Annotated in this window: 15 protein-coding genes, 3 rRNA genes and 2 riboswitches; of the genes, 15 read left to right on the forward strand and 3 right to left on the reverse strand. The window is 67.6% G+C overall.

Annotated features, from left to right (window positions below):
• Positions 1-16 precede the first annotated feature (16 nt).
• Together BLV72_RS41355 and BLV72_RS41360 are read left to right on the forward strand one after the other, a co-directional pair.
• On the forward strand, positions 17-1,408 hold the full coding sequence (locus tag BLV72_RS41355) for an MFS transporter (protein WP_280143041.1): 1,392 nt from the start codon (positions 17-19) through the stop codon (positions 1,406-1,408).
• A gap of 22 nt (positions 1,409-1,430) precedes the next feature.
• Positions 1,431-2,432: a hypothetical protein gene (locus tag BLV72_RS41360; protein WP_093468919.1), complete on the forward strand. Its 1,002-nt coding sequence runs from the start codon at positions 1,431-1,433 to the stop codon at positions 2,430-2,432.
• A gap of 96 nt (positions 2,433-2,528) precedes the next feature.
• Here the strand turns inward: BLV72_RS41360 and ptsP are convergent, their stop codons facing one another.
• Both ptsP and BLV72_RS41370 read right to left on the reverse strand, forming a co-directional pair.
• Complete coding sequence (gene ptsP, locus BLV72_RS41365; protein ID WP_093468920.1) at positions 2,529-4,199, reverse strand: phosphoenolpyruvate--protein phosphotransferase; 1,671 nt, start codon at positions 4,197-4,199, stop codon at positions 2,529-2,531.
• Positions 4,200-4,307: 108 nt separating this feature from the next.
• Positions 4,308-4,754, reverse strand: a complete 447-nt coding sequence (locus BLV72_RS41370; protein WP_093468922.1) for a PTS sugar transporter subunit IIA — start codon at positions 4,752-4,754, stop codon at positions 4,308-4,310.
• 560 nt (positions 4,755-5,314) lie between these two features.
• Here BLV72_RS41370 and BLV72_RS41380 point away from each other — a divergent pair.
• The 13 genes from BLV72_RS41380 (at position 5,315) to BLV72_RS52270 (ending at position 22,099) form a co-directional block, all read left to right on the forward strand.
• Positions 5,315-6,841 (forward strand): 16S ribosomal RNA (locus tag BLV72_RS41380).
• Positions 6,842-7,129: 288 nt separating this feature from the next.
• Positions 7,130-10,250, forward strand: a 23S ribosomal RNA gene (locus BLV72_RS41385).
• A gap of 92 nt (positions 10,251-10,342) precedes the next feature.
• Positions 10,343-10,459 (forward strand): 5S ribosomal RNA (gene rrf, locus BLV72_RS41390).
• The 16S, 23S and 5S rRNA genes sit together here, the layout of an rRNA operon.
• 147 nt (positions 10,460-10,606) lie before the next feature.
• Positions 10,607-11,215 carry a cardiolipin synthase ClsA gene (gene clsA / locus BLV72_RS41395; RefSeq protein WP_014058691.1) on the forward strand — a complete coding sequence of 203 codons (609 nt, stop codon included), beginning with the start codon at positions 10,607-10,609 and terminating at the stop codon, positions 11,213-11,215.
• A gap of 113 nt (positions 11,216-11,328) precedes the next feature.
• Entirely contained in the window at positions 11,329-13,824 is a 2,496-nt protein-coding gene (locus tag BLV72_RS41400) for a mannose-1-phosphate guanyltransferase (RefSeq protein WP_093468924.1), read from the forward strand.
• 117 nt (positions 13,825-13,941) lie between these two features.
• Entirely contained in the window at positions 13,942-14,868 is a 927-nt protein-coding gene (locus tag BLV72_RS41405) for a DUF881 domain-containing protein (RefSeq protein WP_093468926.1), read from the forward strand.
• On the forward strand, positions 14,865-15,197 hold the full coding sequence (locus BLV72_RS41410) for a small basic family protein (protein WP_014058688.1): 333 nt from the start codon (positions 14,865-14,867) through the stop codon (positions 15,195-15,197). The genes BLV72_RS41405 and BLV72_RS41410 overlap by 4 nt, the downstream gene beginning before the upstream one ends.
• A 533-nt stretch (positions 15,198-15,730) precedes the next feature.
• A complete protein-coding gene (locus BLV72_RS41415) occupies positions 15,731-16,627 on the forward strand; it encodes a DUF881 domain-containing protein (protein ID WP_425288560.1) in 897 nt (298 codons plus the stop codon).
• Positions 16,628-16,757: 130 nt separating this feature from the next.
• Positions 16,758-17,585: a double zinc ribbon and FHA domain-containing protein gene (locus tag BLV72_RS41425; RefSeq protein WP_371864435.1), complete on the forward strand. Its 828-nt coding sequence runs from the start codon at positions 16,758-16,760 to the stop codon at positions 17,583-17,585.
• A 17-nt stretch (positions 17,586-17,602) separates the two neighbouring features.
• Entirely contained in the window at positions 17,603-18,355 is a 753-nt protein-coding gene (gene ftsR / locus BLV72_RS41430) for a transcriptional regulator FtsR (protein WP_093468927.1), read from the forward strand.
• A gap of 52 nt (positions 18,356-18,407) precedes the next feature.
• Positions 18,408-18,881 carry a bifunctional nuclease family protein gene (locus tag BLV72_RS41435; RefSeq protein WP_014058684.1) on the forward strand — a complete coding sequence of 158 codons (474 nt, stop codon included), beginning with the start codon at positions 18,408-18,410 and terminating at the stop codon, positions 18,879-18,881.
• Between the two features lie 167 nt (positions 18,882-19,048).
• A complete protein-coding gene (locus BLV72_RS41440) occupies positions 19,049-19,675 on the forward strand; it encodes a MerR family transcriptional regulator (protein ID WP_093468929.1) in 627 nt (208 codons plus the stop codon).
• A gap of 126 nt (positions 19,676-19,801) precedes the next feature.
• Positions 19,802-22,099 (forward strand): DNA polymerase IV, encoded by a 2,298-nt coding sequence (locus BLV72_RS52270; RefSeq protein WP_425288484.1) that lies wholly within the window; start codon positions 19,802-19,804, stop codon positions 22,097-22,099.
• Here the strand turns inward: BLV72_RS52270 and BLV72_RS41450 are convergent.
• Positions 22,075-22,392 carry a PRC-barrel domain-containing protein gene (locus BLV72_RS41450; RefSeq protein WP_059143931.1) on the reverse strand — a complete coding sequence of 106 codons (318 nt, stop codon included), beginning with the start codon at positions 22,390-22,392 and terminating at the stop codon, positions 22,075-22,077. The genes BLV72_RS52270 and BLV72_RS41450 overlap by 25 nt on opposite strands.
• Before the next feature lie 124 nt (positions 22,393-22,516).
• Positions 22,517-22,614: riboswitch (glycine riboswitch) on the forward strand.
• A gap of 1 nt (position 22,615) precedes the next feature.
• Positions 22,616-22,740: riboswitch (glycine riboswitch) on the forward strand.
• Positions 22,741-22,775: the final 35 nt, after the last annotated feature.

Below are 22,775 nucleotides of genomic sequence, written 5' to 3' on the forward strand. Positions count from 1 at the left end.
GTCAAGGGGGACCAAGGTGGGCAAGCCAACGTGGCGCACCGCGCTGAGCGACCGCATCCCCGGCGGCCGGGACGGCCGGCGCATGCTGACCGTCACCTTCGTCGACCGGATCGGCTCGGGCCTGTGGGGCGCGACCGCGACGCTCTACTTCACCTACGCCGCCGGGCTCAGCACCGCCGAAATCGGCGTACTGCTCGCCGTGTCAGGAAGCGTGGGCATCGCCGGCCCACCCCTCTGCGGCCTCCTCGCCGACCGCGTCCCGCTTCGCCCGCTGCTGATCATCGTCCAACTGGTCCGCGCCGTCGCCTCACTCGCCCTCCTCACCACCACCGACCTCGGGCTCCTGCTCGCCATCGCCTCGGTGGGCAGTCTCGGCGACCGCGCGGCCTCCGTACTGACCAAGCTGTACGCCACCCGCGTCGCGGGCCCCGACCGCGTCCGCTACCAGGCCATCAGCCGCACCGCCATGAACGTGGGCTGGGCCGTCGGCGGCCTCGCGGCGGCAGCGGCACTCACCGGCGGTACGGTCACCGTCTACCGCTGGCTCCTCATCGGCGACGCGCTCTCCTTCCTCGCCTCCGCGCTGTTCACCCTCGGCTGCGCCGAACCGCCCTCGGCCGCCCGCGTAGCGGCCAAGTCCACTCCCGCGCCCGTGGAATCCGAGGCATCCGCGCCCGGCGACACCGCACCCAGCAAACCCACGCCCGACGATTCCGCACCCAGCGATTCCGCACCCAGCGATTCCGCACCCAGCGACTCCGCACCCGCACCCGAGAAGACCACCGCCCCCAACCCCTGGCGCGACCGCCGCTATCTCACCTACACCGCCAGCGAGGCCGTCCTCTTCCTCGACGACTCCGTCTTCAAGATCGGCCTGCCGCTGTGGGCCGTGACGGCCACCAGCGCGCCGCATCAACTCGTCCCCCTGCTGCTCGTCCTCAACAACGTGCTCGTGGTGCTCTTCCAGGTCCCGTTCGCCCGTTTCGGCGCCACCCCGCACACCGCACGCACCTCGCTGTGGCCGCTGGCGGGCGCGTTCCTCCTCGGCGGGGCCGCGCTGGCCGCCTCGACCGTCGGCGCACCCTGGTTCGCGGCCGTCACGCTGGTGCTGGCCGCCACCGCCTTCACCGTCGCGGAGATGCTGCACGCCACGATCTCCTGGGAGCTGTCCGTCGTCCTCGCCCCGCCCACCGCGCAGGGCGCCTACCTCGGCGTGCACGGCCTGGCCCAGGCCGTCCAGCGCAGCGTGGGACCACTCGCGGTGACGGCGGCGATCGCGGCGGGCCCCCTCGGCTGGCTCGGCCTCGGCGCCGGGCTCGCCGCGATGTGCGGCGCCCAGCGCCACCTGGTGCGGGACCGCCGCGACGGAGCGTTGTCAGTGACCCCGGTTACGGTGAGTGAGCACTGAACATCCGCGCTGAGGGGGAGTCATGGCGCACACCGGACAGCGGAGCGAGGACTGGGGCAGCCCCGGCAGGCACCGGGGCAAGCACGGGAAGCCGAAGCCACATCCGAGGACGACGAAGCCGAAGACAGCGAAGCCGAGTACGAGGACGCGGCACCGGACGAGGAGCCAGACCGCCCGCCGCGCCCTGCGCAGAGAGGTGCCCAGCACGGTGGCCCTGCTCGCCGACGAGCGGGACTTCGCGGCCATGCGGCGCTACGCATCGTTCGCCTTCGACGACCACGGCGCGTATCTACGGCAGATGGAAGGGCTGCTGAAGGCGCTGGCGGCCAAGGGAGTCCACATCACCGTCGCCCTGTTCGACCCCGTCGCCTACGAGGAGTTCTGCGCGGACACCCGGCTCGACCCGGACACCCCCGCGAGCCGCACTCGCTATACGGCGGAGCTGGCCGGCGCGGGCGGCACCGTCACCTATCAGGGCCAGCCGATCGACAGCCTGGTCCCACGCCTCATCGGCGTGGCCGACGAGCAGGCCACCTGGGAGTACGCCACGGCGCTGCTCTCCCGCGCCGGCCACCGCGGGGAGTGCCGCGACGACACCACCGCCCGCGCCGCGTTCGACCGCGCCGGGGCCGCCTTGCGCAAGGTCGTCGAGGCGGCCGGTCCAGGCGTCCACCATCTGGTCTGCAGCGTTCCGGCGGATGGCGCCTCGCTGGTCGCCGTGCTGCACGCCGATGCCGGGGAAGCGGGCCCGCCGGAGCTGCCCGAGCCCTCGGGTCTGGTCTTCCGCACCGTCCTGGCCTGCGGCATCGCCCTGCGCAGCCCCGGCGGCCTGGTGCTGCGCACCATCGTCGCGGACGCCCCCGAGACGGTCCGCGGCTGGGCGCTGCACGACGGCTGGCTGCGTCCGCTGAGCGAGGCGGAGGTGTTCACCGCGTACTGCACCGACGCCGAGACCGGTGAACCCATCCCCCCGGAGCACGGCGTCGAATACCGGGCGGGCATCCCGCTCGGCAGCCCGGAATGACCGAAGGCGTCCCGCCACACGGCGGGACGCCTTCACCAAAAGCTCACCGGCTCACGGTCACGAGCTCACCTGCTCACGGTCAGGAGATCACCCGGCTCATTCGCCGGACAGCACCGCCTGCGCCGCCCGGCGGGCATCCTCGGCGGTGTCCGCCGCGCGCGCCGCGGAAGCGGCACGCTCGCACTGCGCGAGCGTGTGCTTGGCCAGCGTCGCGCGCACATACGGAATGGAGGCCGCACCCATGGAGAGGCTGGTGACGCCCAGACCGGCCAGCACACACGCCAGCAGCGGATCGGAAGCGGCCTCACCGCAGACACCACAGCTCTTGCCCTCGGCCTGCGCGGCCTCCGCCGACGCCGCCACCAGGTCCAGCAGCGCGGGCTGCCACGGGTCCTGCAGCCGTGAGACCGCACCCACCTGACGGTCGGCCGCGAAGGTGTACTGCGCCAGGTCGTTGGTGCCCAGCGACAGGAACTCGACCTCCTGAAGGATCGAGCGTGCCCGCAGCGCGGCGGACGGAATCTCCACCATCGCGCCGAACTTGGCCCGCAGCCCCGCCTCACGGCACGCGTCCGCGAACGCCTTGGCATCCAGTCGGTCGGCCACCATCGGGGCCATGACCTCGAGATAGACCGGCAGCCCCTCCGACGCCTTGGCCAGCGCCGTGAGCTGCGTCCGCAGCACCTCGGGGTGGTCCAGCAGGGTCCGTAGACCGCGCACACCCAGCGCCGGGTTGGGCTCATCGGCCGGGGTGAGGAAGTCCAGCGGCTTGTCCGCGCCCGCGTCCAGGACCCGCACCACCACCCGGCCCTCGGGGAACGCCTCCAGCACCTGGCGGTACGCCTCGACCTGCTTCTCCTCCGACGGCGCCTGGGTGCTGTCGTCGAGGAAGAGGAACTCGGTGCGGAACAGCCCCACACCCTCGGCGCCCGCCTCGACCGCCGCCGGCACATCGGCCGGTCCGCCGACGTTGGCCAGCAGCGGCACCTTGTGCCCGTCCGACGTCGCACCCGGACCGGAGGAGGCGGCCAGCGCGGCCCGGCGCTCCTCGGCGGCCCGCGTCAGCTCGGCCCGCTTCTCCTCGCTCGGGGACACGAAGATCTCACCCGTGCTGCCGTCCACGGCGATCAGGGTTCCCTCGACCAGATCCCCGGCACCGGGCAGCGCGACCACGGCCGGCACCCCCAGGGCACGGGCGAGGATCGCGCTGTGGCTCGTCGGCCCGCCCTCCTCGGTCACGAACCCCAGCACCAGCGTCGGGTCGAGCAGCGCGGTGTCGGCGGGGGCGAGGTCCCGCGCGATCAGCACATACGGCTCATCACTGTCCGGCACACCCGGCATCGGCACACCCAGCAGCCGCGCCACGATCCGGTTCCGCACATCATCGAGGTCGGCCACCCGGCCCGCCAGATAGTCACCGGCCCCGGCGAGCAGCGCCCGGTAGGCGGCGAAGGCGTCGAACACCGCGCGCTCGGCGGTGCTGCCCACGGCGATACGCCGCTCGACATCGGCCATCAGCTCCGGGTCCTGCGCCATCATGGCCTGCGCCTCGAGCACGGCCTGGGCCTCGCCGCCCGCCAGATTGCCGCGCGCGACCAGATCGGCTGCCACGGCCTCCACGGCCTGGCGCGCCCGCCCCTGCTCACGCGGCGCCTCATCGGCCGGAATCTGCCTCGCCGGCGGCTCCAGGACCGCCGTCCCCATATGGCGAACCTCGCCGATGGCCACCCCGTGGCTCACGCCGACGCCTCGCAGCGTTGTCTCCATGTCACCCGTCCCCGGTCGATACGGCGGAACCCCGCCATGGTGGATGTCGTACCAGCAGTGCGCGCCACCCGGCCCCGGTCCCCACCGGCCGCCGAGCGTACGCGCGGCTCACCAGTTGAAGAGCGTGTCGCCCGGCTTCACGTCGACGTCCTGCTTGACGTCGGACAGGGCATCGGCGGTGGCCTCGAGCGCCACGATCGGACAGATCGGCGACTTGCCCGCGGCCACGGCGGTGGCCGGGTCCCAGCGCACGATCGCGTCGCCCCGCTTGACGGTGTCCCCCTTGTTGATGAGCACCTCGAAGCCCTCACCGTTCAATTGCACGGTGTCGATGCCGAGGTGGGTGAGCACACCGTGCCCCTCCCCGTCCACGACGACGAACGCGTGCGGGTGCAGAGAGACGACGATGCCGTCGACCGGAGCCACGGCCACAAAGGGCTCGAGCACCGGGTCGATCGCCGTGCCCGGACCGACCATGGCGCCGGAGAACACCGGATCGGGAACCGCTTCGAGTCCGATCACGCGGCCGGTGACCGGTGAGGTCACGCTGGTCATGGGGGCCTCCCGGGGTGAAGAATCATCACGCGCCGTCACCGTCTGTCCCGGACAGCGCACTGCCCAGAAGAGTAAGTCATAGGAACTTCGGATTCCGCACACGTGGCGCTGGCAGAGTGGACGCTCGGGCCTGGAAACGATTTGCCACGGCCTCGCGAGGCGCTGTACTGTCGTACTCCTGCCCACCGGATGAAGCACTGCGGTCATCTGCGTGTACATCCAGGTTCAGGGCAGCGCCATCAGCTACTTGATCCAAATCTCGGATCCGCTTTCGCATGCCTCGCGAAAGACACCGGTTCGGAGAGCGGGAAATGGTCTGATAGCGTGTGAAACACCGAAGGGAAGCGCCCGGAGAGACCGGTGAAACGGTTTCGAAGGAAGCGTCCGTTCCTTGAGAACTCAACAGCGTGCTAAAAGTCAACGCCAGATATGTTGATACCCCGTCCATCTCGGACGAGGTTCCTTTGGAAAAATACACAGCGAGGACGCTGTGAGCGGACTGGATTATTCCTCCGGTCTGCTCCGCTCTCGTGATGTGTTGCCGGGATATCCCGGAAGCATTCACGGAGAGTTTGATCCTGGCTCAGGACGAACGCTGGCGGCGTGCTTAACACATGCAAGTCGAACGATGAACCGGTTTCGGCCGGGGATTAGTGGCGAACGGGTGAGTAACACGTGGGCAATCTGCCCTGCACTCTGGGACAAGCCCTGGAAACGGGGTCTAATACCGGATATGACACGCTCCCGCATGGGATGCGTGTGGAAAGCTCCGGCGGTGCAGGATGAGCCCGCGGCCTATCAGCTTGTTGGTGGGGTGATGGCCTACCAAGGCGACGACGGGTAGCCGGCCTGAGAGGGCGACCGGCCACACTGGGACTGAGACACGGCCCAGACTCCTACGGGAGGCAGCAGTGGGGAATATTGCACAATGGGCGAAAGCCTGATGCAGCGACGCCGCGTGAGGGATGACGGCCTTCGGGTTGTAAACCTCTTTCAGCAGGGAAGAAGCGAGAGTGACGGTACCTGCAGAAGAAGCGCCGGCTAACTACGTGCCAGCAGCCGCGGTAATACGTAGGGCGCAAGCGTTGTCCGGAATTATTGGGCGTAAAGAGCTCGTAGGCGGCTTGTCGCGTCGGATGTGAAAGCCCGGGGCTTAACTCCGGGTCTGCATTCGATACGGGCAGGCTAGAGTTCGGTAGGGGAGATCGGAATTCCTGGTGTAGCGGTGAAATGCGCAGATATCAGGAGGAACACCGGTGGCGAAGGCGGATCTCTGGGCCGATACTGACGCTGAGGAGCGAAAGCGTGGGGAGCGAACAGGATTAGATACCCTGGTAGTCCACGCCGTAAACGTTGGGAACTAGGTGTGGGCGACATTCCACGTCGTCCGTGCCGCAGCTAACGCATTAAGTTCCCCGCCTGGGGAGTACGGCCGCAAGGCTAAAACTCAAAGGAATTGACGGGGGCCCGCACAAGCGGCGGAGCATGTGGCTTAATTCGACGCAACGCGAAGAACCTTACCAAGGCTTGACATACACCGGAAACCTCTGGAGACAGGGGCCCCCTTGTGGTCGGTGTACAGGTGGTGCATGGCTGTCGTCAGCTCGTGTCGTGAGATGTTGGGTTAAGTCCCGCAACGAGCGCAACCCTTGTTCTGTGTTGCCAGCATGCCTTTCGGGGTGATGGGGACTCACAGGAGACTGCCGGGGTCAACTCGGAGGAAGGTGGGGACGACGTCAAGTCATCATGCCCCTTATGTCTTGGGCTGCACACGTGCTACAATGGCCGGTACAATGAGCTGCGAAGCCGTGAGGTGGAGCGAATCTCAAAAAGCCGGTCTCAGTTCGGATTGGGGTCTGCAACTCGACCCCATGAAGTCGGAGTCGCTAGTAATCGCAGATCAGCATTGCTGCGGTGAATACGTTCCCGGGCCTTGTACACACCGCCCGTCACGTCACGAAAGTCGGTAACACCCGAAGCCGGTGGCCCAACCCTTGTGGGGGGAGCCGTCGAAGGTGGGACTGGCGATTGGGACGAAGTCGTAACAAGGTAGCCGTACCGGAAGGTGCGGCTGGATCACCTCCTTTCTAAGGAGCGCATAGCCGACTGCGAGCGCATGTCTCGCACGGTTTGCTCATGGGTGGAACGTTGACTATTCGGCACGGCCGTCTGGTCCGCTGTCTCTAGTACTGCCCCTTTTGGGGCGTGGAACGAGACTGGTGGATTTGAGGGTCGGGCCGGGCACGCTGTTGGGTGTCTGAGGGCACGGGCTATCACGCTCGTCCTTCGGCCGGTCCCGGTGAACCATGCGGTGAGTGTGGGTGACGGGGTACGGGTCGTTGTTTGAGAACTGCACAGTGGACGCGAGCATCTGTGGCCAAGTTTTTAAGGGCGCACGGTGGATGCCTTGGCACCAGGAACCGATGAAGGACGTGGGAGGCCGCGATAGGCCCCGGGGAGCTGTCAACCGAGCTTTGATCCGGGGGTGTCCGAATGGGGAAACCCGGCAGTCGTCATGGGCTGTCACCCATACCTGAACACATAGGGTATGTGGAGGGAACGCGGGGAAGTGAAACATCTCAGTACCCGCAGGAAGAGAAAACAACCGTGATTCCGGGAGTAGTGGCGAGCGAAACTGGATGAGGCTAAACCGTATGTGTGTGATACCCGGCAGGGGTTGCGCATACGGGGTTGTGGGAGTGCTTTTGATCGGTCTGCCGGCCGGTCGGTGAGTCAGAAATTGTTGATGTAGGCGAAGGGCATGCGAAAGGCCCGGCGTAGAGGGTAAGACCCCCGTAGCTGAAATGTCAGCAACTTGCTTGAGTATTTCCCAAGTAGCACGGGGCCCGAGAAATCCCGTGTGAATCTGGCGGGACCACCCGCTAAGCCTAAATATTCCCTGGTGACCGATAGCGGATAGTACCGTGAGGGAATGGTGAAAAGTACCGCGGGAGCGGAGTGAAATAGTACCTGAAACCGTGTGCCTACAAGCCGTGGGAGCGTCGGACATCAGCTTGCTGGTGTCTCGTGACTGCGTGCCTTTTGAAGAATGAGCCTGCGAGTTTGCGGTGTGTTGCGAGGTTAACCCGTGTGGGGAAGCCGTAGCGAAAGCGAGTCCGAATAGGGCGATATAGTAGCGCGCTCAAGACCCGAAGCGGAGTGATCTAGCCATGGGCAGGTTGAAGCGGAGGTAAGACTTCGTGGAGGACCGAACCCACCAGGGTTGAAAACCTGGGGGATGACCTGTGGTTAGGGGTGAAAGGCCAATCAAACTCCGTGATAGCTGGTTCTCCCCGAAATGCATTTAGGTGCAGCGTCGTGTGTTTCTTGCCGGAGGTAGAGCACTGGATAGGCGATGGGCCCTACCGGGTTACTGACCTTAGCCAAACTCCGAATGCCGGTAAGTGAGAGCGCGGCAGTGAGACTGTGGGGGATAAGCTCCATGGTCGAGAGGGAAACAGCCCAGAGCATCGACTAAGGCCCCTAAGCGTACGCTAAGTGGGAAAGGATGTGGAGTCGCAGAGACAACCAGGAGGTTGGCTTAGAAGCAGCCATCCTTGAAAGAGTGCGTAATAGCTCACTGGTCAAGTGATTCCGCGCCGACAATGTAGCGGGGCTCAAGCGTACCGCCGAAGTCGTGTCATTGCAGCATGTGGTCCAACGATCGCTGTGATGGGTAGGGGAGCGTCGTGTGCCGGGTGAAGCAGCCGTGTAAGCGAGTTGTGGATGGTTCACGAGTGAGAATGCAGGCATGAGTAGCGATACACACGTGGGAAACGTGTGCGCCGATTGACTAAGGGTTCCTGGGTCAAGCTGATCTGCCCAGGGTAAGTCGGGACCTAAGGCGAGGCCGACAGGCGTAGTCGATGGACAACCGGTTGATATTCCGGTACCCGCTTTGAAGCGCCAACGTCGAACCAGGCGATGCTAAGTCCGTGAAGCCGCCCTGGAGCCTTCGGGTGAAGGGGAGTGGTGGAGCCGACGGTCCAGACCTGTAGTAGGTGAGTGATGGGGTGACGCAGGAAGGTAGTCCAGCCCGGGCGGTGGTTGTCCCGGGGTAAGGGTGTAGCCCGAGGAGTAGGTAAATCCGTTCCTCATTCAGGGGTGAGACCTGATGCCGAGCCGATTGTGGTGAAGTGGATGATCCTATGCTGTCGAGAAAAGCCTCTAGCGAGTTTCATGGCGGCCCGTACCCTAAACCGACTCAGGTGGTCAGGTAGAGAATACCGAGGCGTTCGGGTGAACTATGGTTAAGGAACTCGGCAAAATGCCCCCGTAACTTCGGGAGAAGGGGGGCCATTGCTGGTGATCCGATTTTCTTGGTGAGCTGGTGGTGGCCGCAGAGACCAGCGAGAAGCGACTGTTTACTAAAAACACAGGTCCGTGCGAAGCCGTAAGGCGATGTATACGGACTGACGCCTGCCCGGTGCTGGAACGTTAAGGGGACCGGTTAGTCACATTTCGGTGTGGCGAAGCTGAGAACTTAAGCGCCAGTAAACGGCGGTGGTAACTATAACCATCCTAAGGTAGCGAAATTCCTTGTCGGGTAAGTTCCGACCTGCACGAATGGCGTAACGACTTCTCGACTGTCTCAACCATAGGCCCGGTGAAATTGCACTACGAGTAAAGATGCTCGTTTCGCGCAGCAGGACGGAAAGACCCCGGGACCTTTACTATAGCTTGATATTGGTGTTCGGTTCGGCTTGTGTAGGATAGGTGGGAGACTGTGAAGCATTGACGCCAGTCAGTGTGGAGTCATTGTTGAAATACCACTCTGGTCGTGCTGGATGTCTAACCTGGGTCCGTGATCCGGATCAGGGACAGTGTCTGGTGGGTAGTTTAACTGGGGCGGTTGCCTCCTAAAGGGTAACGGAGGCGCCCAAAGGTTCCCTCAGCCTGGTTGGCAATCAGGTGTTGAGTGTAAGTGCACAAGGGAGCTTGACTGTGAGACCGACGGGTCGAGCAGGGACGAAAGTCGGGACTAGTGATCCGGCGGTGGCTTGTGGAAGCGCCGTCGCTCAACGGATAAAAGGTACCCCGGGGATAACAGGCTGATCTTCCCCAAGAGTCCATATCGACGGGATGGTTTGGCACCTCGATGTCGGCTCGTCGCATCCTGGGGCTGGAGTCGGTCCCAAGGGTTGGGCTGTTCGCCCATTAAAGCGGTACGCGAGCTGGGTTTAGAACGTCGTGAGACAGTTCGGTCCCTATCCGCTGTGCGCGTAGGAGTCTTGAGAAGGGCTGTCCCTAGTACGAGAGGACCGGGACGGACGAACCTCTGGTGTGCCAGTTGTTCTGCCAAGGGCATGGCTGGTTGGCTACGTTCGGGAGGGATAACCGCTGAAAGCATCTAAGCGGGAAGCCTGCTTCGAGATGAGGACTCCCACCCACTTGATGGGTTAAGGCTCCCAGTAGACGACTGGGTTGATAGGCCAGATATGGAAGCCGGGTAACTGGTGGAGTTGACTGGTACTAATAGGCCGAGGGCTTGTCCTCAGGTGCTCGCGTCCACTGTGTTGGTTCTGAAGCAATGAACCGTATTGAGCCCCCCCTTTTGGGGTGTGGTTCCGGTTTTGGTTTCATAGTGTTTCGGTGGTCATAGCGTTAGGGAAACGCCCGGTTACATTTCGAACCCGGAAGCTAAGCCTTTCAGCGCCGATGGTACTGCAGGGGGGACCCTGTGGGAGAGTAGGACACCGCCGAACAATTCTTCAAAAAGACCCCGATGGGAATCTGCTTCCCTCGGGGTCTTTTTTATGTCCATGTCCGGTACGCCCCGGTGCGGAACCCATGCGGGCCTACCGGTAGAGTCATGGAGCATCATCGGCCTGTTTCTCACGGGAGGCTCCCGGGTGGAGGTACAGGAGACACGAGTTCAGACGGACCGTGTGCTCACCATCCCGAACATCCTCAGCGCTGCGCGCCTCGTCGGCGTGCCGCTTTTCCTGTGGTTGATCCTCCGGCCCGAGTTCGGCGGGCCCAACAGCGACGGCTGGGCACTGCTGGTGCTGGCGTTCAGCGGTGTCAGCGACTATCTCGACGGGAAGCTGGCCCGTCGCTGGAACCAGATCAGCAGCCTCGGCCGGCTTCTCGACCCGGCGGCCGACCGGCTCTACATACTGTCAACGCTTGTCGGTCTCACCTGGCGCGAGATCCTGCCCCTCTGGCTGACCGCGGTCCTTCTCGCGCGAGAGCTGGTCCTGCTTGTGATGGTGGGCATCCTCCGGCGCCACGGCTATCCGCCGCCCCAGGTGAACTTCCTCGGCAAGGCGGCGACCTTCAACCTGATGTACGCCTTCCCCTTGCTCCTTCTGAGTGAGGGAAGTGGCTGGCTTCACACGACCGCCGCAATTTTCGGATGGGCGTTCGCCGGATGGGGTACAACACTCTATTGGTGGGCAGGAGTCCTCTACGTGGTTCAGGTCCGCCGACTTGTCAGGGCGGACACCGCGGCCGACTGAGCTCGCCGTAGCGGCGTCCATAGAGGCCGGGGCCCGTAGCGCGGTAAGTGTAAGGGCCATCGGGCGGGCGCGGTCGGCATGACCGTCGTCTCTTCAAGGAGGACGCTTCCGACATGAAGGCCGTCGTGATGGCAGGGGGCGAGGGAACTCGTCTGCGCCCGATGACCTCGACCATGCCCAAACCGCTGCTGCCCGTGGCCAACCGGCCGATCATGGAGCATGTGCTGCGGCTGCTCAAGCGGCATGGGCTCAGCGAGACCGTGGTGACAGTCCAGTTCCTCGCGTCCCTGGTGAAGAACTACTTCGGTGACGGCGAGGAGCTCGGTATGGAGCTCACGTACGCGAATGAGGAGAAGCCACTCGGCACTGCCGGTAGCGTCAAAAACGCGGAGGAAGCGCTCAAGGACGACACCTTTCTGGTGATCTCGGGTGACGCCCTGACGGATTTCGACCTTACGGATCTGATCAATTTCCATAAGGAAAACGGAGCCCTTGTCACCGTCTGTCTGACGCGCGTCCCCAATCCCCTCGAATTCGGTATCACCATCGTCGACGAGGCCGGAAAGGTCGAGCGTTTCCTGGAGAAGCCGACCTGGGGTCAGGTCTTCTCCGATACGGTCAACACCGGCATCTATGTCATGGAGCCGGAGGTCTTCGATTATGTCGAGCCCGACGTTCCGGTCGACTGGTCCGGAGATGTCTTCCCCCAGCTGATGAAGGAAGGCAAGCCCATCTTCGGGTATGTCGCCGAGGGCTACTGGGAGGACGTCGGCACCCACGAGAGCTATGTGAAGGCCCAGGCCGACGTTCTCGAGGGCAAGGTCGACGTCGAACTCGACGGATTCGAGATCTCGCCCGGCGTATGGGTCGCCGAAGGGGCGGATGTGGATCCGGAGGCCGTGCTCCGCGGTCCGCTCTACATCGGCGACTACGCCAAGGTGGAGGCCGGCACCGAGATCCGTGAGCACACCGTCGTCGGCTCCAATGTCGTGGTGAAGAGCGGCGCCTTTCTGCACAAGGCCGTGGTGCACGACAACGTGTACGTCGGCCAGCAGAGCAATCTGCGCGGCTGTGTCATCGGCAAGAACACCGACATCATGCGCGCCGCCCGGATCGAGGACGGGGCCGTCATCGGCGATGAGTGCCTGATCGGCGAGGAATCGATCGTCCAGGGCAATGTCCGGGTCTATCCGTTCAAGACCATCGAGGCGGGCGCGTTCGTCAACACCTCGGTGATCTGGGAGTCCCGGGGGCAGGCTCATCTGTTCGGCGCCCGCGGCGTCTCCGGCATCCTCAATGTGGAGATCACCCCGGAGCTGGCGGTGCGGCTCGCCGGAGCGTATGCGACGACCCTCAAGAAGGGCTCCACAGTCACCACCGCGCGTGACCACTCCAGGGGCGCGCGGGCGCTCAAACGGGCGATGATCTCCGCCCTGCAGACCAGCGCCATCGACGTACGGGACCTGGAGAACGTACCGCTGCCGGTGGCCCGGCAGCAGACCGCGCGCGGCAGTGCCGGCGGGTTCATGATCCGGACCTCGCCCGGGGTGCCGGACTCGGTGGACATCATGTTCTTCGACGAGCGGGGCGCCGATCTGTCCGCGGCCGGTCAGCGGAAGCTGGACCGGGTCTACGCCCGCCAGGAGTACCGCCGGGCCTTCCCGGGCGAGATCGGTGACCTCAGCTTCCCGTCGAGCGTCTTCGACTCGTACACGGGCTCGCTGCTGCGCGCCGTGGACATCAGCGGGATCGCCGAATCCGGTCTCAAGGTCGTCGTGGACGCCGCCAACGGAAGCGCCGGGCTGGTGCTCCCGAGCCTGCTGGGACGGCTCGGGGTGGACGCGCTGACCATCAACCCCGGTCTGAACGAGGCGCGTCCGACGGAGACCGCCGACGCCCGCCGATCGGGGCTGGCCCGGCTCGGCGAGATCGTCGCCTCGGCGCGTGCCGCGTTCGGAGTGCGGTTCGACCCGGTCGGTGAGCGGTTCTCGCTCGTCGACGAGCGGGGCCGCATCGTGGAGGACGACCGGACGCTGCTGGTGATGCTGGACCTGGTGGCCGCGGAGCGGCGCAGCGGGCGGGTGGCGCTTCCGGTGACCACGACCCGTATCGCCGAGCAGGTGGCGGCGTATCACGGCACGCAGGTGGAGTGGACGACCACCGCGGCGGACGATCTGACCCGGGTCGCCCGGTCGGAGACCACCATCTTCGGCGGTGACGGGCGCGGCGGATTCATCATTCCCGAGTTCAGCAGCGTCTTCGACGGTACGGCCGCCTTCGTCCGGCTGATCGGGCTGGTGGCGCGCACTCAGCTGACGCTGAGCCAGATCGATGCGCGGATCCCGCGGGCGCATGTCCAGCGGCGTGATCTGGCCACCCCCTGGGCGGTCAAGGGCCTGGTCATGCGGCATGTGGTGGAGGCCGCGGGCGACCGTTCGGTGGACACCACCGACGGGGTGCGGGTCGTGGAGGCCGACGGGCGGTGGGTCATGGTGCTGCCCGACCCGGCCGAGGCGGTCACCCATCTGTGGGCGGAGGGCCCGGACGACGCGTCCGCGCAGGCCCTGCTGGACGAGTGGTCGAGCGTGGTGGACAGCGCGGGGCGCTGATCCCGAGGCCGTCTCCGCACGTCTGAGCGCGTGGGGGGCGCCGCCCCGAGGTCCCCGATCCGGCACGCCGGAGGGGCCATTCGGTGGCGGCGGCCCCCACGTGCGACGATGTGCGGCATGTCGCAGCCGCCCCCCGTTCGGAGCACAGCATCGCCGCGCCCTCGCCCGCGCCTCGACGCGTCCATGTCGCTGCTGACCAATGTGATGGATCACAGCCTCGACGACGGGTACGCCGAGGCCGCCGCGCGGCGCGGGGAGACCGGCCGCTCGGGCCTGCCGCGCACCCTGCGGGCCAAACTGGGGCTGGCTCTCGGCCTTGTCCTGGTCGCGGTGGTCATCACCGTCGGCGCCGCCGAGGCGCGGATATCGGCGCCCACGCTGGCCAAGGAGCGGGGAGAACTGATCGACCGTATCGAGACGGGGAACTCGAACGCGGACGAGCTCGCCAGGAGTGTGGACAAGCTCCGTGGCGAGGTCGGGGAGAAGCAGCGGCAGGCACTGGAGAAGCACGGCGGAGCCAAGGCCGATCTGGTGGCGCTGCTCTCGGGGGCCAACGAAGTGACCGGCCCCGGGGTGAAGCTGGTGGTCGACGACGCCAAGGGCGCGGCCGGCGGCGGCGGGGGACCACGGGAGAGCGCCGACTTCTCCGATACCGGCCGGGTGCGCGACCACGACATGCAGCGCGTCGTCAACGGCCTGTGGGAGTCGGGCGCGGAGGCCATCTCGATCAACGGGCAGAGGCTGACGGCGCTCTCGGCGATCAGGGCCGCGGGAGACGCCATACTGGTCGACAACAAGCCGCTGGCGCCGCCGTATACGGTGCTCGCGGTGGGGGACGGGCAGCGGCTGAGCACCGCCTTCCAGAACAGCGCGGACGGCCAGTATCTGCATGTGCTGCAGCAGAACTATGACATCCGCACGAGCATTTCCGCCCAGGACTCGCTCCGGCTTCCGGCCGCGCCGAGCCTGATCGTACGCACCGCGGAACCGATAGCCGGTGGCTCCGGCAAGGGTGACGCCGACACAGGGAAGGGCACATCGTGATCGCCGTATTGGGGCTCATCGTGGGAGTCGTGGTCGGACTTGTGGTTCGACCCGTGGTGCCGACGGTGGTCGAGCCCTATCTGCCGATCGCCGTCGTGGCGGCACTCGACGCGGTCTTCGGGGGCTTCCGGGCGATGCTGGACGGGATCTTCGACGACAAGGTCTTCGTCGTATCGTTCCTGTCCAATGTGGTGGTGGCCGCACTGATCGTCTTCCTCGGTGACAAGCTGGGCGTCGGTGCCCAGCTGTCGACGGGAGTCGTGGTGGTGCTCGGTATCCGGATCTTCTCCAACGCGGCCGCGATCCGCCGCCATGTCTTCCGGGCGTGAGGCCGATGACGACCGACGACACCCCTGAGCAGCCCGAGCGGCCGGAGTCGGCCGAAAACCGACGGTCGGCCGAAACGCCGCGACTGGCCGAGAGGGAAGAGAAGCCCGAGCGGCCCGAGAAGCCCGAGCCGGCAGCGAAGGCCGGAGAGACCGAACCGGCCGCTGAGCCGCCGCGGCGATCGCCCGAGCCGCCGCGACGGCCGGAGACGGCCGAGAAGCCCGCGCCGTCCGGGGAGCCGGAGCCGCGCGAGCGGGCGCGGCCGGAGCGGCCGTCGGTGGCCGAAACGCCGCGGCCGGGCACCCCGTCGCCCGCCCGGAAGCCCGAGCATCGTGACGTACGGGAGCAGCCGGGCAGGCCGTCCACGCCCCCGCGAGGTGAGTCGGGCAGGCCCGCCGGGCCCCCGCGGAGTGAGTCGGGAAGGCCGTCCGCGTCTCAGCGGAGTGAGCCGGGCAGGCCCGCCGGGCCGCCGCCGGGCGGTTTCAAGGACGTCGCTCTCCGGACGCCCCTGCCCAAGGCCGTGCTGCCCGAGGCTCTGCCGCCGCAGGCCCAGGGCCGGCCCGTCAAGCCGGGCGGCACGCCCACGCCGCCCGCCGAGGGCACCAGGCCCCCCGGCGGGCCCAGGAGCGGCCCCGGGGAGCGTGTGGGGCCCGCCCCCGGCCCCGGAGCCGGGCAGGGCGGCCGCGGGGCCGAGAAGGGGTCGGAAGAGGCCCTGTCCGGCCGCCAGCGGCTGCTGAAGGGTGTATGGCCGCCGCGGCTGACCCGTGCGCAGCTGATCGTCGCCCTGCTGCTCTTCGGCCTCGGCCTGGGCCTCGCCATCCAGGTGCGCTCGACCAACGAGAACAGCGTGCTGCGCGGCGCCCGGCAGGAGGACCTGGTCCGGATCCTCGACGAGCTGGACTCCCGCACCCAGCGGCTCCAGGACGAGAAGCGACGGCTGGAGAACCAGCGCACCGAGCTGGAGAACAGCTCGGACCAGGCCGAGGAGGCCCGCAAACAGACGCTTCAGAAGGAGCAGCAGCTGGGCGTGCTCGCGGGTACGGTGGCAGCACAAGGTCCTGGCATCACGATCACCATCGACGACTCCCGGGGCTCCGTGGAGTCGGACATGCTGCTCGACACGGTGCAGGAGCTGCGCGCGGCGGGCGCCGAGGCGATCCAGATCGGCAAGGTGCGAGTGGTCGCCGGCACCTACTTCGCGGACAGCGGTGGCGCGATCCAGATCGATGGACGGAAAGTGACGCAACCGTATGTTGTGAAGGTGATCGGCAAGCCGGAAGATCTGGAGCCGGCGCTGAACATCCCCGGCGGGGTGGTGCAGAGCCTGGAGAAGGAGCAGGCCACTGTGTCCGTGCGGCGGGAGAAGAAGATCGTTGTGGATGCCTTGCGATCGGCGAAGCGGCCTGACTACGCTCGGTCGTCATCACGGTGAGGCGGTTCGAAATGAGGGTCTCTCGGGGAGACCATGTGGACGCGGGGGGTCAACGCACCAGAAGATCCGCGCGTGATGGAAACTGTCTGGTGGTCACGGACGTTGTGAGGATGTCCGGACCGTCTGGTGTGTGCATCGAGGGTTTGTCCTGCCCCACGGGCGGGTCTGTTTCAGTCAAGGGGAATCGCCCGTGAAGTTGTTCGGGAAGTTGTTCGGCAAGAGTGCCCGCCAGGATGGCGGCAGCAGTACCGCTCGCCACCGCGCCTCGCGTGCCGCGGAGGAGAGCGGAGGGGGGACCGAGGAGCGCCCGCTGTTCCGGGACCAGGTCGGCTCCCAGGGCGAGTCTGTTGACCCCTCCGCGACCGGCCCCATAGGTTTCCAGGAGCCATCGGCCGCTCACAGTGGTGGAGGGTTCGGCTTGCCTGTCTGTCAGCGGTGCGGCCACCGGAACGCGGAGGCCAGCCGGTTCTGTTCCAATTGCGGCGCCCCGCTGCGGGGCGGCGCCCCCTCCGAGCGTGCCTCGGAGACCACCTCCACCATTTCGATCTCGGGTCTCGAGGCGTACGACTCCGAGGTGACCGGGCAGACGCCGCTGCCGTCGCTCAGCCCGGAGGCGCAGGCCGCCGTCGAGGCGCTGCCGATGGGATCGGCGCTGCTGGTCGTCCGCCGCGGGCCGAACTCGGGCAGTCGCTTCCTGCTGGACAGTGATGTCACCACGGCGGGCCGTCACCCGCAGAGCGACATCTTCCTGGACGATGTGACGGTCTCCCGCCGCCATGTGGAGTTCCGGCGCGGCCAGGACGGCAGCTTCACCGTCTCGGACGTCGGCAGCCTCAACGGGACGTACCTCAACCGGGAGCAGATCGACGCGCCGGTGGTGCTGGCCAGCGGCGACGAGGTGCAGATCGGTAAGTACCGGCTGGTCTTCTACCCGAGCCAGCGGGGCGTCGGCATCTGACCCGTCAGGGGAGGTCCATGCTTCAGACACCGTCGGGCGGTGCCGGTACCGGCACCGCCCCCACGGGCAGCCGGTCGATGAGCATCGGCACCGTGCTGAATCTGTTGCGGGACGAGTTCCCCGAGGTCACCATCTCCAAGATCCGCTTCTTGGAGTCGGAAGGTCTGGTCGAGCCGCGGCGGACGCCCTCCGGCTATCGCAAATTCAGCCGGCGGGATGTGGAGCGGCTCGGCCATATCCTCCGGATGCAGCGTGACCACTACCTGCCGCTCAAGGTCATCCGGGAGCATCTGGACGCCTTGGATCGGGGCGAGCCGTTGCAGCTTCCTGCCGTTCCGCAGGGAGCACGGCAGCCCGGTGCGCTCGACGGCGGTACCGGGGCGGCCGCGGACGGCCCCACGGCCGCCCGGCTGGGCCGTGCCGAGCTGCTGGCAACGGCCGAGGTCAGCGAGGTGCAGCTGGCCGAATGGGAGTCGTACGGGCTGCTCGCGCCGACCGCGGACGGCGGGTACGACATCGAGGCGGTGACCGTCGCCCGGCTCATCGCCGAACTTGGTCGTTTCGGCCTGGAACCACGTCATCTGCGAATCATGAAAGCCTCCGCCGAGCGCGAGGCCGGCATGGTCGAGCAGGTGGTCGCTCCGCTGCGGTTGCATAGAAACCCGCAGACCAGAGCGCATGCGGAGGCCAGTGTGCGGGAGCTTGCCACCCTCTCCGTACAGCTGCACGCGGCGCTGGTGCGGTCGGCTCTGAGGGTCCAGGAGCGGTGATCGACCGGGCCCCGACTATCCAAACCGGCCGGGCACGTCCTAGGGTTGCTGTGTGAACGAGCTCGACGTCGTGGGTGTCCGGGTGGAAATGCCCTCCAACCAACCGATCGTGCTCCTGCGTGAAGTGGGAGGCGACCGGTACCTCCCCATCTGGATCGGACCAGGTGAGGCGACCGCGATTGCCTTCGCTCAGCAGGGCATGGCTCCGGCGCGCCCGCTGACCCATGATCTTTTCAAAGACGTACTCGAAGCGGTCGGCCAGCAGCTGACGGAGGTCCGGATCACGGATCTGCGCGAGGGGGTCTTCTACGCGGAGCTGGTCTTCGCCAGCGGCGTGGAGGTCAGTGCCCGGCCGTCCGACGCCATAGCGCTCGCGCTGCGCACCGGAACGCCGATCTACGGCAGCGACGGCGTGCTGGACGACGCCGGTATCGCGATCCCGGACGAGCAGGAGGACGAGGTGGAGAAGTTCCGCGAGTTCCTCGACCAGATCTCGCCCGAGGACTTCGGAACCAGCAGCCAGTGAACGGTATGCCGGTCCTCGCTCGCGCATTCGAGTAGCCTTTCCCGGACGAGGGACACGGGAAACCACCCTTAGGGTGATTATCACTCGGCGTGCCGAGTGTGGCGATCGTTGACGCACCCCGGGTGACTGCCTACCTTCAAGATGGCAGGTCGAGGACGGAGGTCGGCGTGAGAAGCACCGGCGACGGCACGGCAGCCGGCGGTCCGTATACGCTCCAGGGGAGCGCACCGGCCGATCCGGCTTTGAAGGCTCGGGTCGCGGCACAGGCAGCACCGCCGCGTGAGCCCGCCGCGGGGGAGACGGAGCGGGTCGGGTACCGCGGACCCACCGCATGCGCGGCCGCGGGCATCACCTACCGCCAGCTCGACTACTGGGCCCGGACGGGCCTGGTGGAGCCGAGCGTCCGGCCCGCGTACGGCTCGGGCAGCCAGCGGCTCTACAGCTTCCGGGACGTGGTCGTCCTCAAGATTGTGAAGCGGCTGCTGGACACCGGCGTATCGCTGCAGAACATCCGGGCTGCGGTGACCCATCTGCGTGCCCGGGAGCTCGACGACCTGGCCCAGATGACGCTGATGAGCGACGGCGCGACCGTCTACGAGTGCACCTCGCCCGATGAGGTCGTGGACCTCCTCCAGGGCGGTCAGGGTGTCTTCGGGATCGCCGTGGGCGTCGTCTGGCGGGATGTCGAGAGGGCGCTGTCCCAGCTGCACGGCGAGCGGGTGGACACGGGTGAGACGCTGATCCGGCACAACCCCACCGATGAGCTCGCGGCGCGTCGTAACCGGGCCGGTTGAGCGCTCGTCCTTTCGTCGGGCGCCGTTCGCCAGGCGCCGCCCCGGACGTGAGCCGAGCGGCGCCCCGGGCCCGCCTCCGGGCCGTCGTGCCGCCCATTGTCAGTGGGGTGCGGCAGCATCGTAGGTGTGAGGGGTGCGCCGACGATTCTCCATCTGGACATGGATGCCTTCTACGCCTCGGCGGAGCAGGCATCCAAGCCCAGCCTGCGCGGTAAGCCGGTGATCGTCGGGGGTCTGGGGCCGCGTGGCGTGGTCGCCACGGCCTCCTACGAGGCCCGGGTGTTCGGGGTGCACTCGGCCATGGCGATGGCCCAGGCCCGCCGCCTGTGTCCGAACGCGGCGTTCCTCATCCCCCGCTTCACCCTCTACCGCACGGTGAGCGACGCGGTCATGACCCTGCTGCACACGCTCTCGCCGCTGGTGGAGCCGCTCAGTCTGGACGAGGCGTTCGTCGATCTGGAGGCGGGCGGCACCGAGCCCACCGTGGGGGCGGCGCGCGCCGTGGGGGAGCGGCTGCGGGCCGACATCAAGGCGGCCACCGGGCTGACCGGCTCGGTGGGGCTCGCCGGATCCAAGATGCTCGCCAAGATCGCTTCGGAGCAGGCCAAGCCCGACGGCATGGTGGTCATCGACCCGGGGACGGAGCGCGAGCTGCTCGGCCCCATGTCGGTGCGGACGCTCCCGGGCGTCGGCCCCGCCACGGCGGAGACGCTGCGCCGGGCCGGGATCCACACCGTGGCCGAGACGCGGGAGGCGGGCGAGGCCGAGTTGGTGCGGCTGCTGGGCCGGGCCCACGGAGCGTCGCTGTTCCTGATGGCCGAGGGCCGGGACGAGCGGCCCGTCGTCGCCGAGCGGGACGCCAAGTCCATCTCGGTGGAGGACACCTTCGACGTCGACCTCACCGACCGCACCCGGGTGCAGCTGGAGATCGCACGGCTCGCCGACCGCTGTGTGCGGCGGCTGCGCGAGGCGGGCCGCTCGGGGCGGACGGTCGTGATCAAGGTGCGGCGGTACGACTTCTCCACGTTGACCCGTTCGGAGACCCTGCGCGGGCCGACCGACGATCCGGGGGTGGTGCGGGAGGCCGCGGCGCGGCTGATCGACGGCGTGGACACCACGGCGGGTGTGCGGCTGTTGGGGGTCGGGGTCAGCGGTCTGGCGGACTACACCCAGGAGGATCTCTTCGCGCAGGCCGCGCAGGCCGCGCAGGCCGCGCAGGCGGCCCATGAGGCCCTGGGGGACGCCCGGCGCGTGCCGGGGCCCGAGGGGCCGGATCGTGTGGGAGAGGGCGCGGGAGAGGCTTCTGGGGACGCTGAGAAGCCGCGCCACTGGCTGCCGGGCTCCGATGTGCGGCACGCCGAGTACGGGGCTGGCTGGGTGCAGGGGAGCGGGGTGGGCCGGGTGACCGTGCGCTTCGAGGAGCCGTGGTCGCGGCCGGGGCGGGTGCGGACGTTCGCGGTGGACGACCCGGCGCTGGAGCCGACCGAACCGCTGCCCCTGCTGCGACCGGACGCGGATGCGGCTCCGGGCCTGGACGCGATCCCGGGGGAGGCCGCGACCCTGGACGCGGACGCGGCTCCCGACGTGGACCCGGACCCGGACGTCGGCGCGGACCCGGGCCCGGACGCGGATCTGGCCCCGGACCCGGCCGTGGGTCCGGACCCGGACGCGAACCCGACCGTGGAGGAGGTTGCGGGCCCGGTCCCGGAGGGCGCCGCGAGCCCGGGCCCGGACGTGGCCCGGGAGGCGGCCCCGGACCCGGACTCGATCCCGGGAGAGGCTGTGGACCTGGTCTCGGAGGACGCCGCGTGCCTGCGCGCTGACGTGGCCCGGGAGGAGGTCGCGGACCCGGTCTCGGAGGAGGCTGCCGGCCCGATCCCGGAGGACGCCGCGGGTCCGTGCTTCGACGTGGCCCCGGAGGCGGCTTCGGACCTGGCCCCGGACGGGACCACGGGCCGGGAGGGAACCACGGGCCTGAACGTGGGGGAGCGCATAGCCCCGGGCCAAGAGCAGACCGAGGGTGACCTGGCCCCGGGACCGGGTGGACCGGATGGACTGGCCCCGAGCCCGGATGGCGGACCCGAGCGGGAGCGGACCCCAGGCCATATGCAGGGCCACGGCCCGTGCCGCGAGCGGGCCCCGGGACCGGAGGGCCTGGCCCCGGGCGCGTATGACCTGGCCGCGGGGCCGGACGGCCTGGCCGAGGGCGCTGATGATCTGGCCCCGGGATTCGGCGGCGGACCCGAGCGGGGGCAGGTCCTGAGCCACGAGCAGGGCCAGAGCCCAGGTGACATGCAGGGCCACGGCCCAAGCCGCGACCAGGCCCCGTGCCGCGAGCAGGCCCCGGGACACAAACAGGCCGCCCCAGGCCACGAGCAGGGTCGGCCCCAGGCCCAAGGTCAGCCCGTGACGTCCAGCCCGTAGTGGTGGTAGAGCTGCAGCTCCTGCTCGGGGGAGAGGTGGCGGCCGACGCCGAAGTCCGGGGCGTCCTTGATCAGTGTTCGGTCGTACGGCACCCGCAGGGTGTCGCCGACGACCTCGCTCGGTTCGAGCGGCACGAAGACGTCCCGGCTGAACAGCCCGGTGCGTACGGCCGCCCATTCGGGCTCGCCGGTCGCGTCGTCGAGATAGACCTCGTCCACGGTGCCGATCTTGGAGCCCTCGCGGTCGAATGCCTTGCGGCCGATCAGGGTCCGCGGGTCGATATCGGTCTGCACGCTCTCTCCCACAGGTGGCAAGTGGCCATTGATACCTACAAAAAGGCACATCGCCGTGCTCGGCCACTCGAACGCCGGCGACCGTCCCCCACGGTAGAACCGCTGGTACGCTGACTGTGGCTGTAAACCCCGTGCGGGAGAGTCCTCCGCCGACGCTGTCGGAGGCGCCGAAGGAGCAAACCCTCCCCGGAATCTCTCAGGCACACGTACCGTGCGGGTGAGGTCACTCTGGAAAGCAGGGCGGGCCACGGGCGAGCAGAGCCCCGGAACCCCTCCTCACCGACGGTGAAAACCGGTCAGGCGGTATGTGGACCGGTGAAGCTCTCAGGTTGAGATGACAGAGGGGGAGGCCGTCCGGGCACCCGCGCCGCGGTGCCCCTCGC

Source organism: Streptomyces melanosporofaciens, assembly GCF_900105695.1.
GTDB lineage: Bacteria > Actinomycetota > Actinomycetes > Streptomycetales > Streptomycetaceae > Streptomyces > Streptomyces antimycoticus.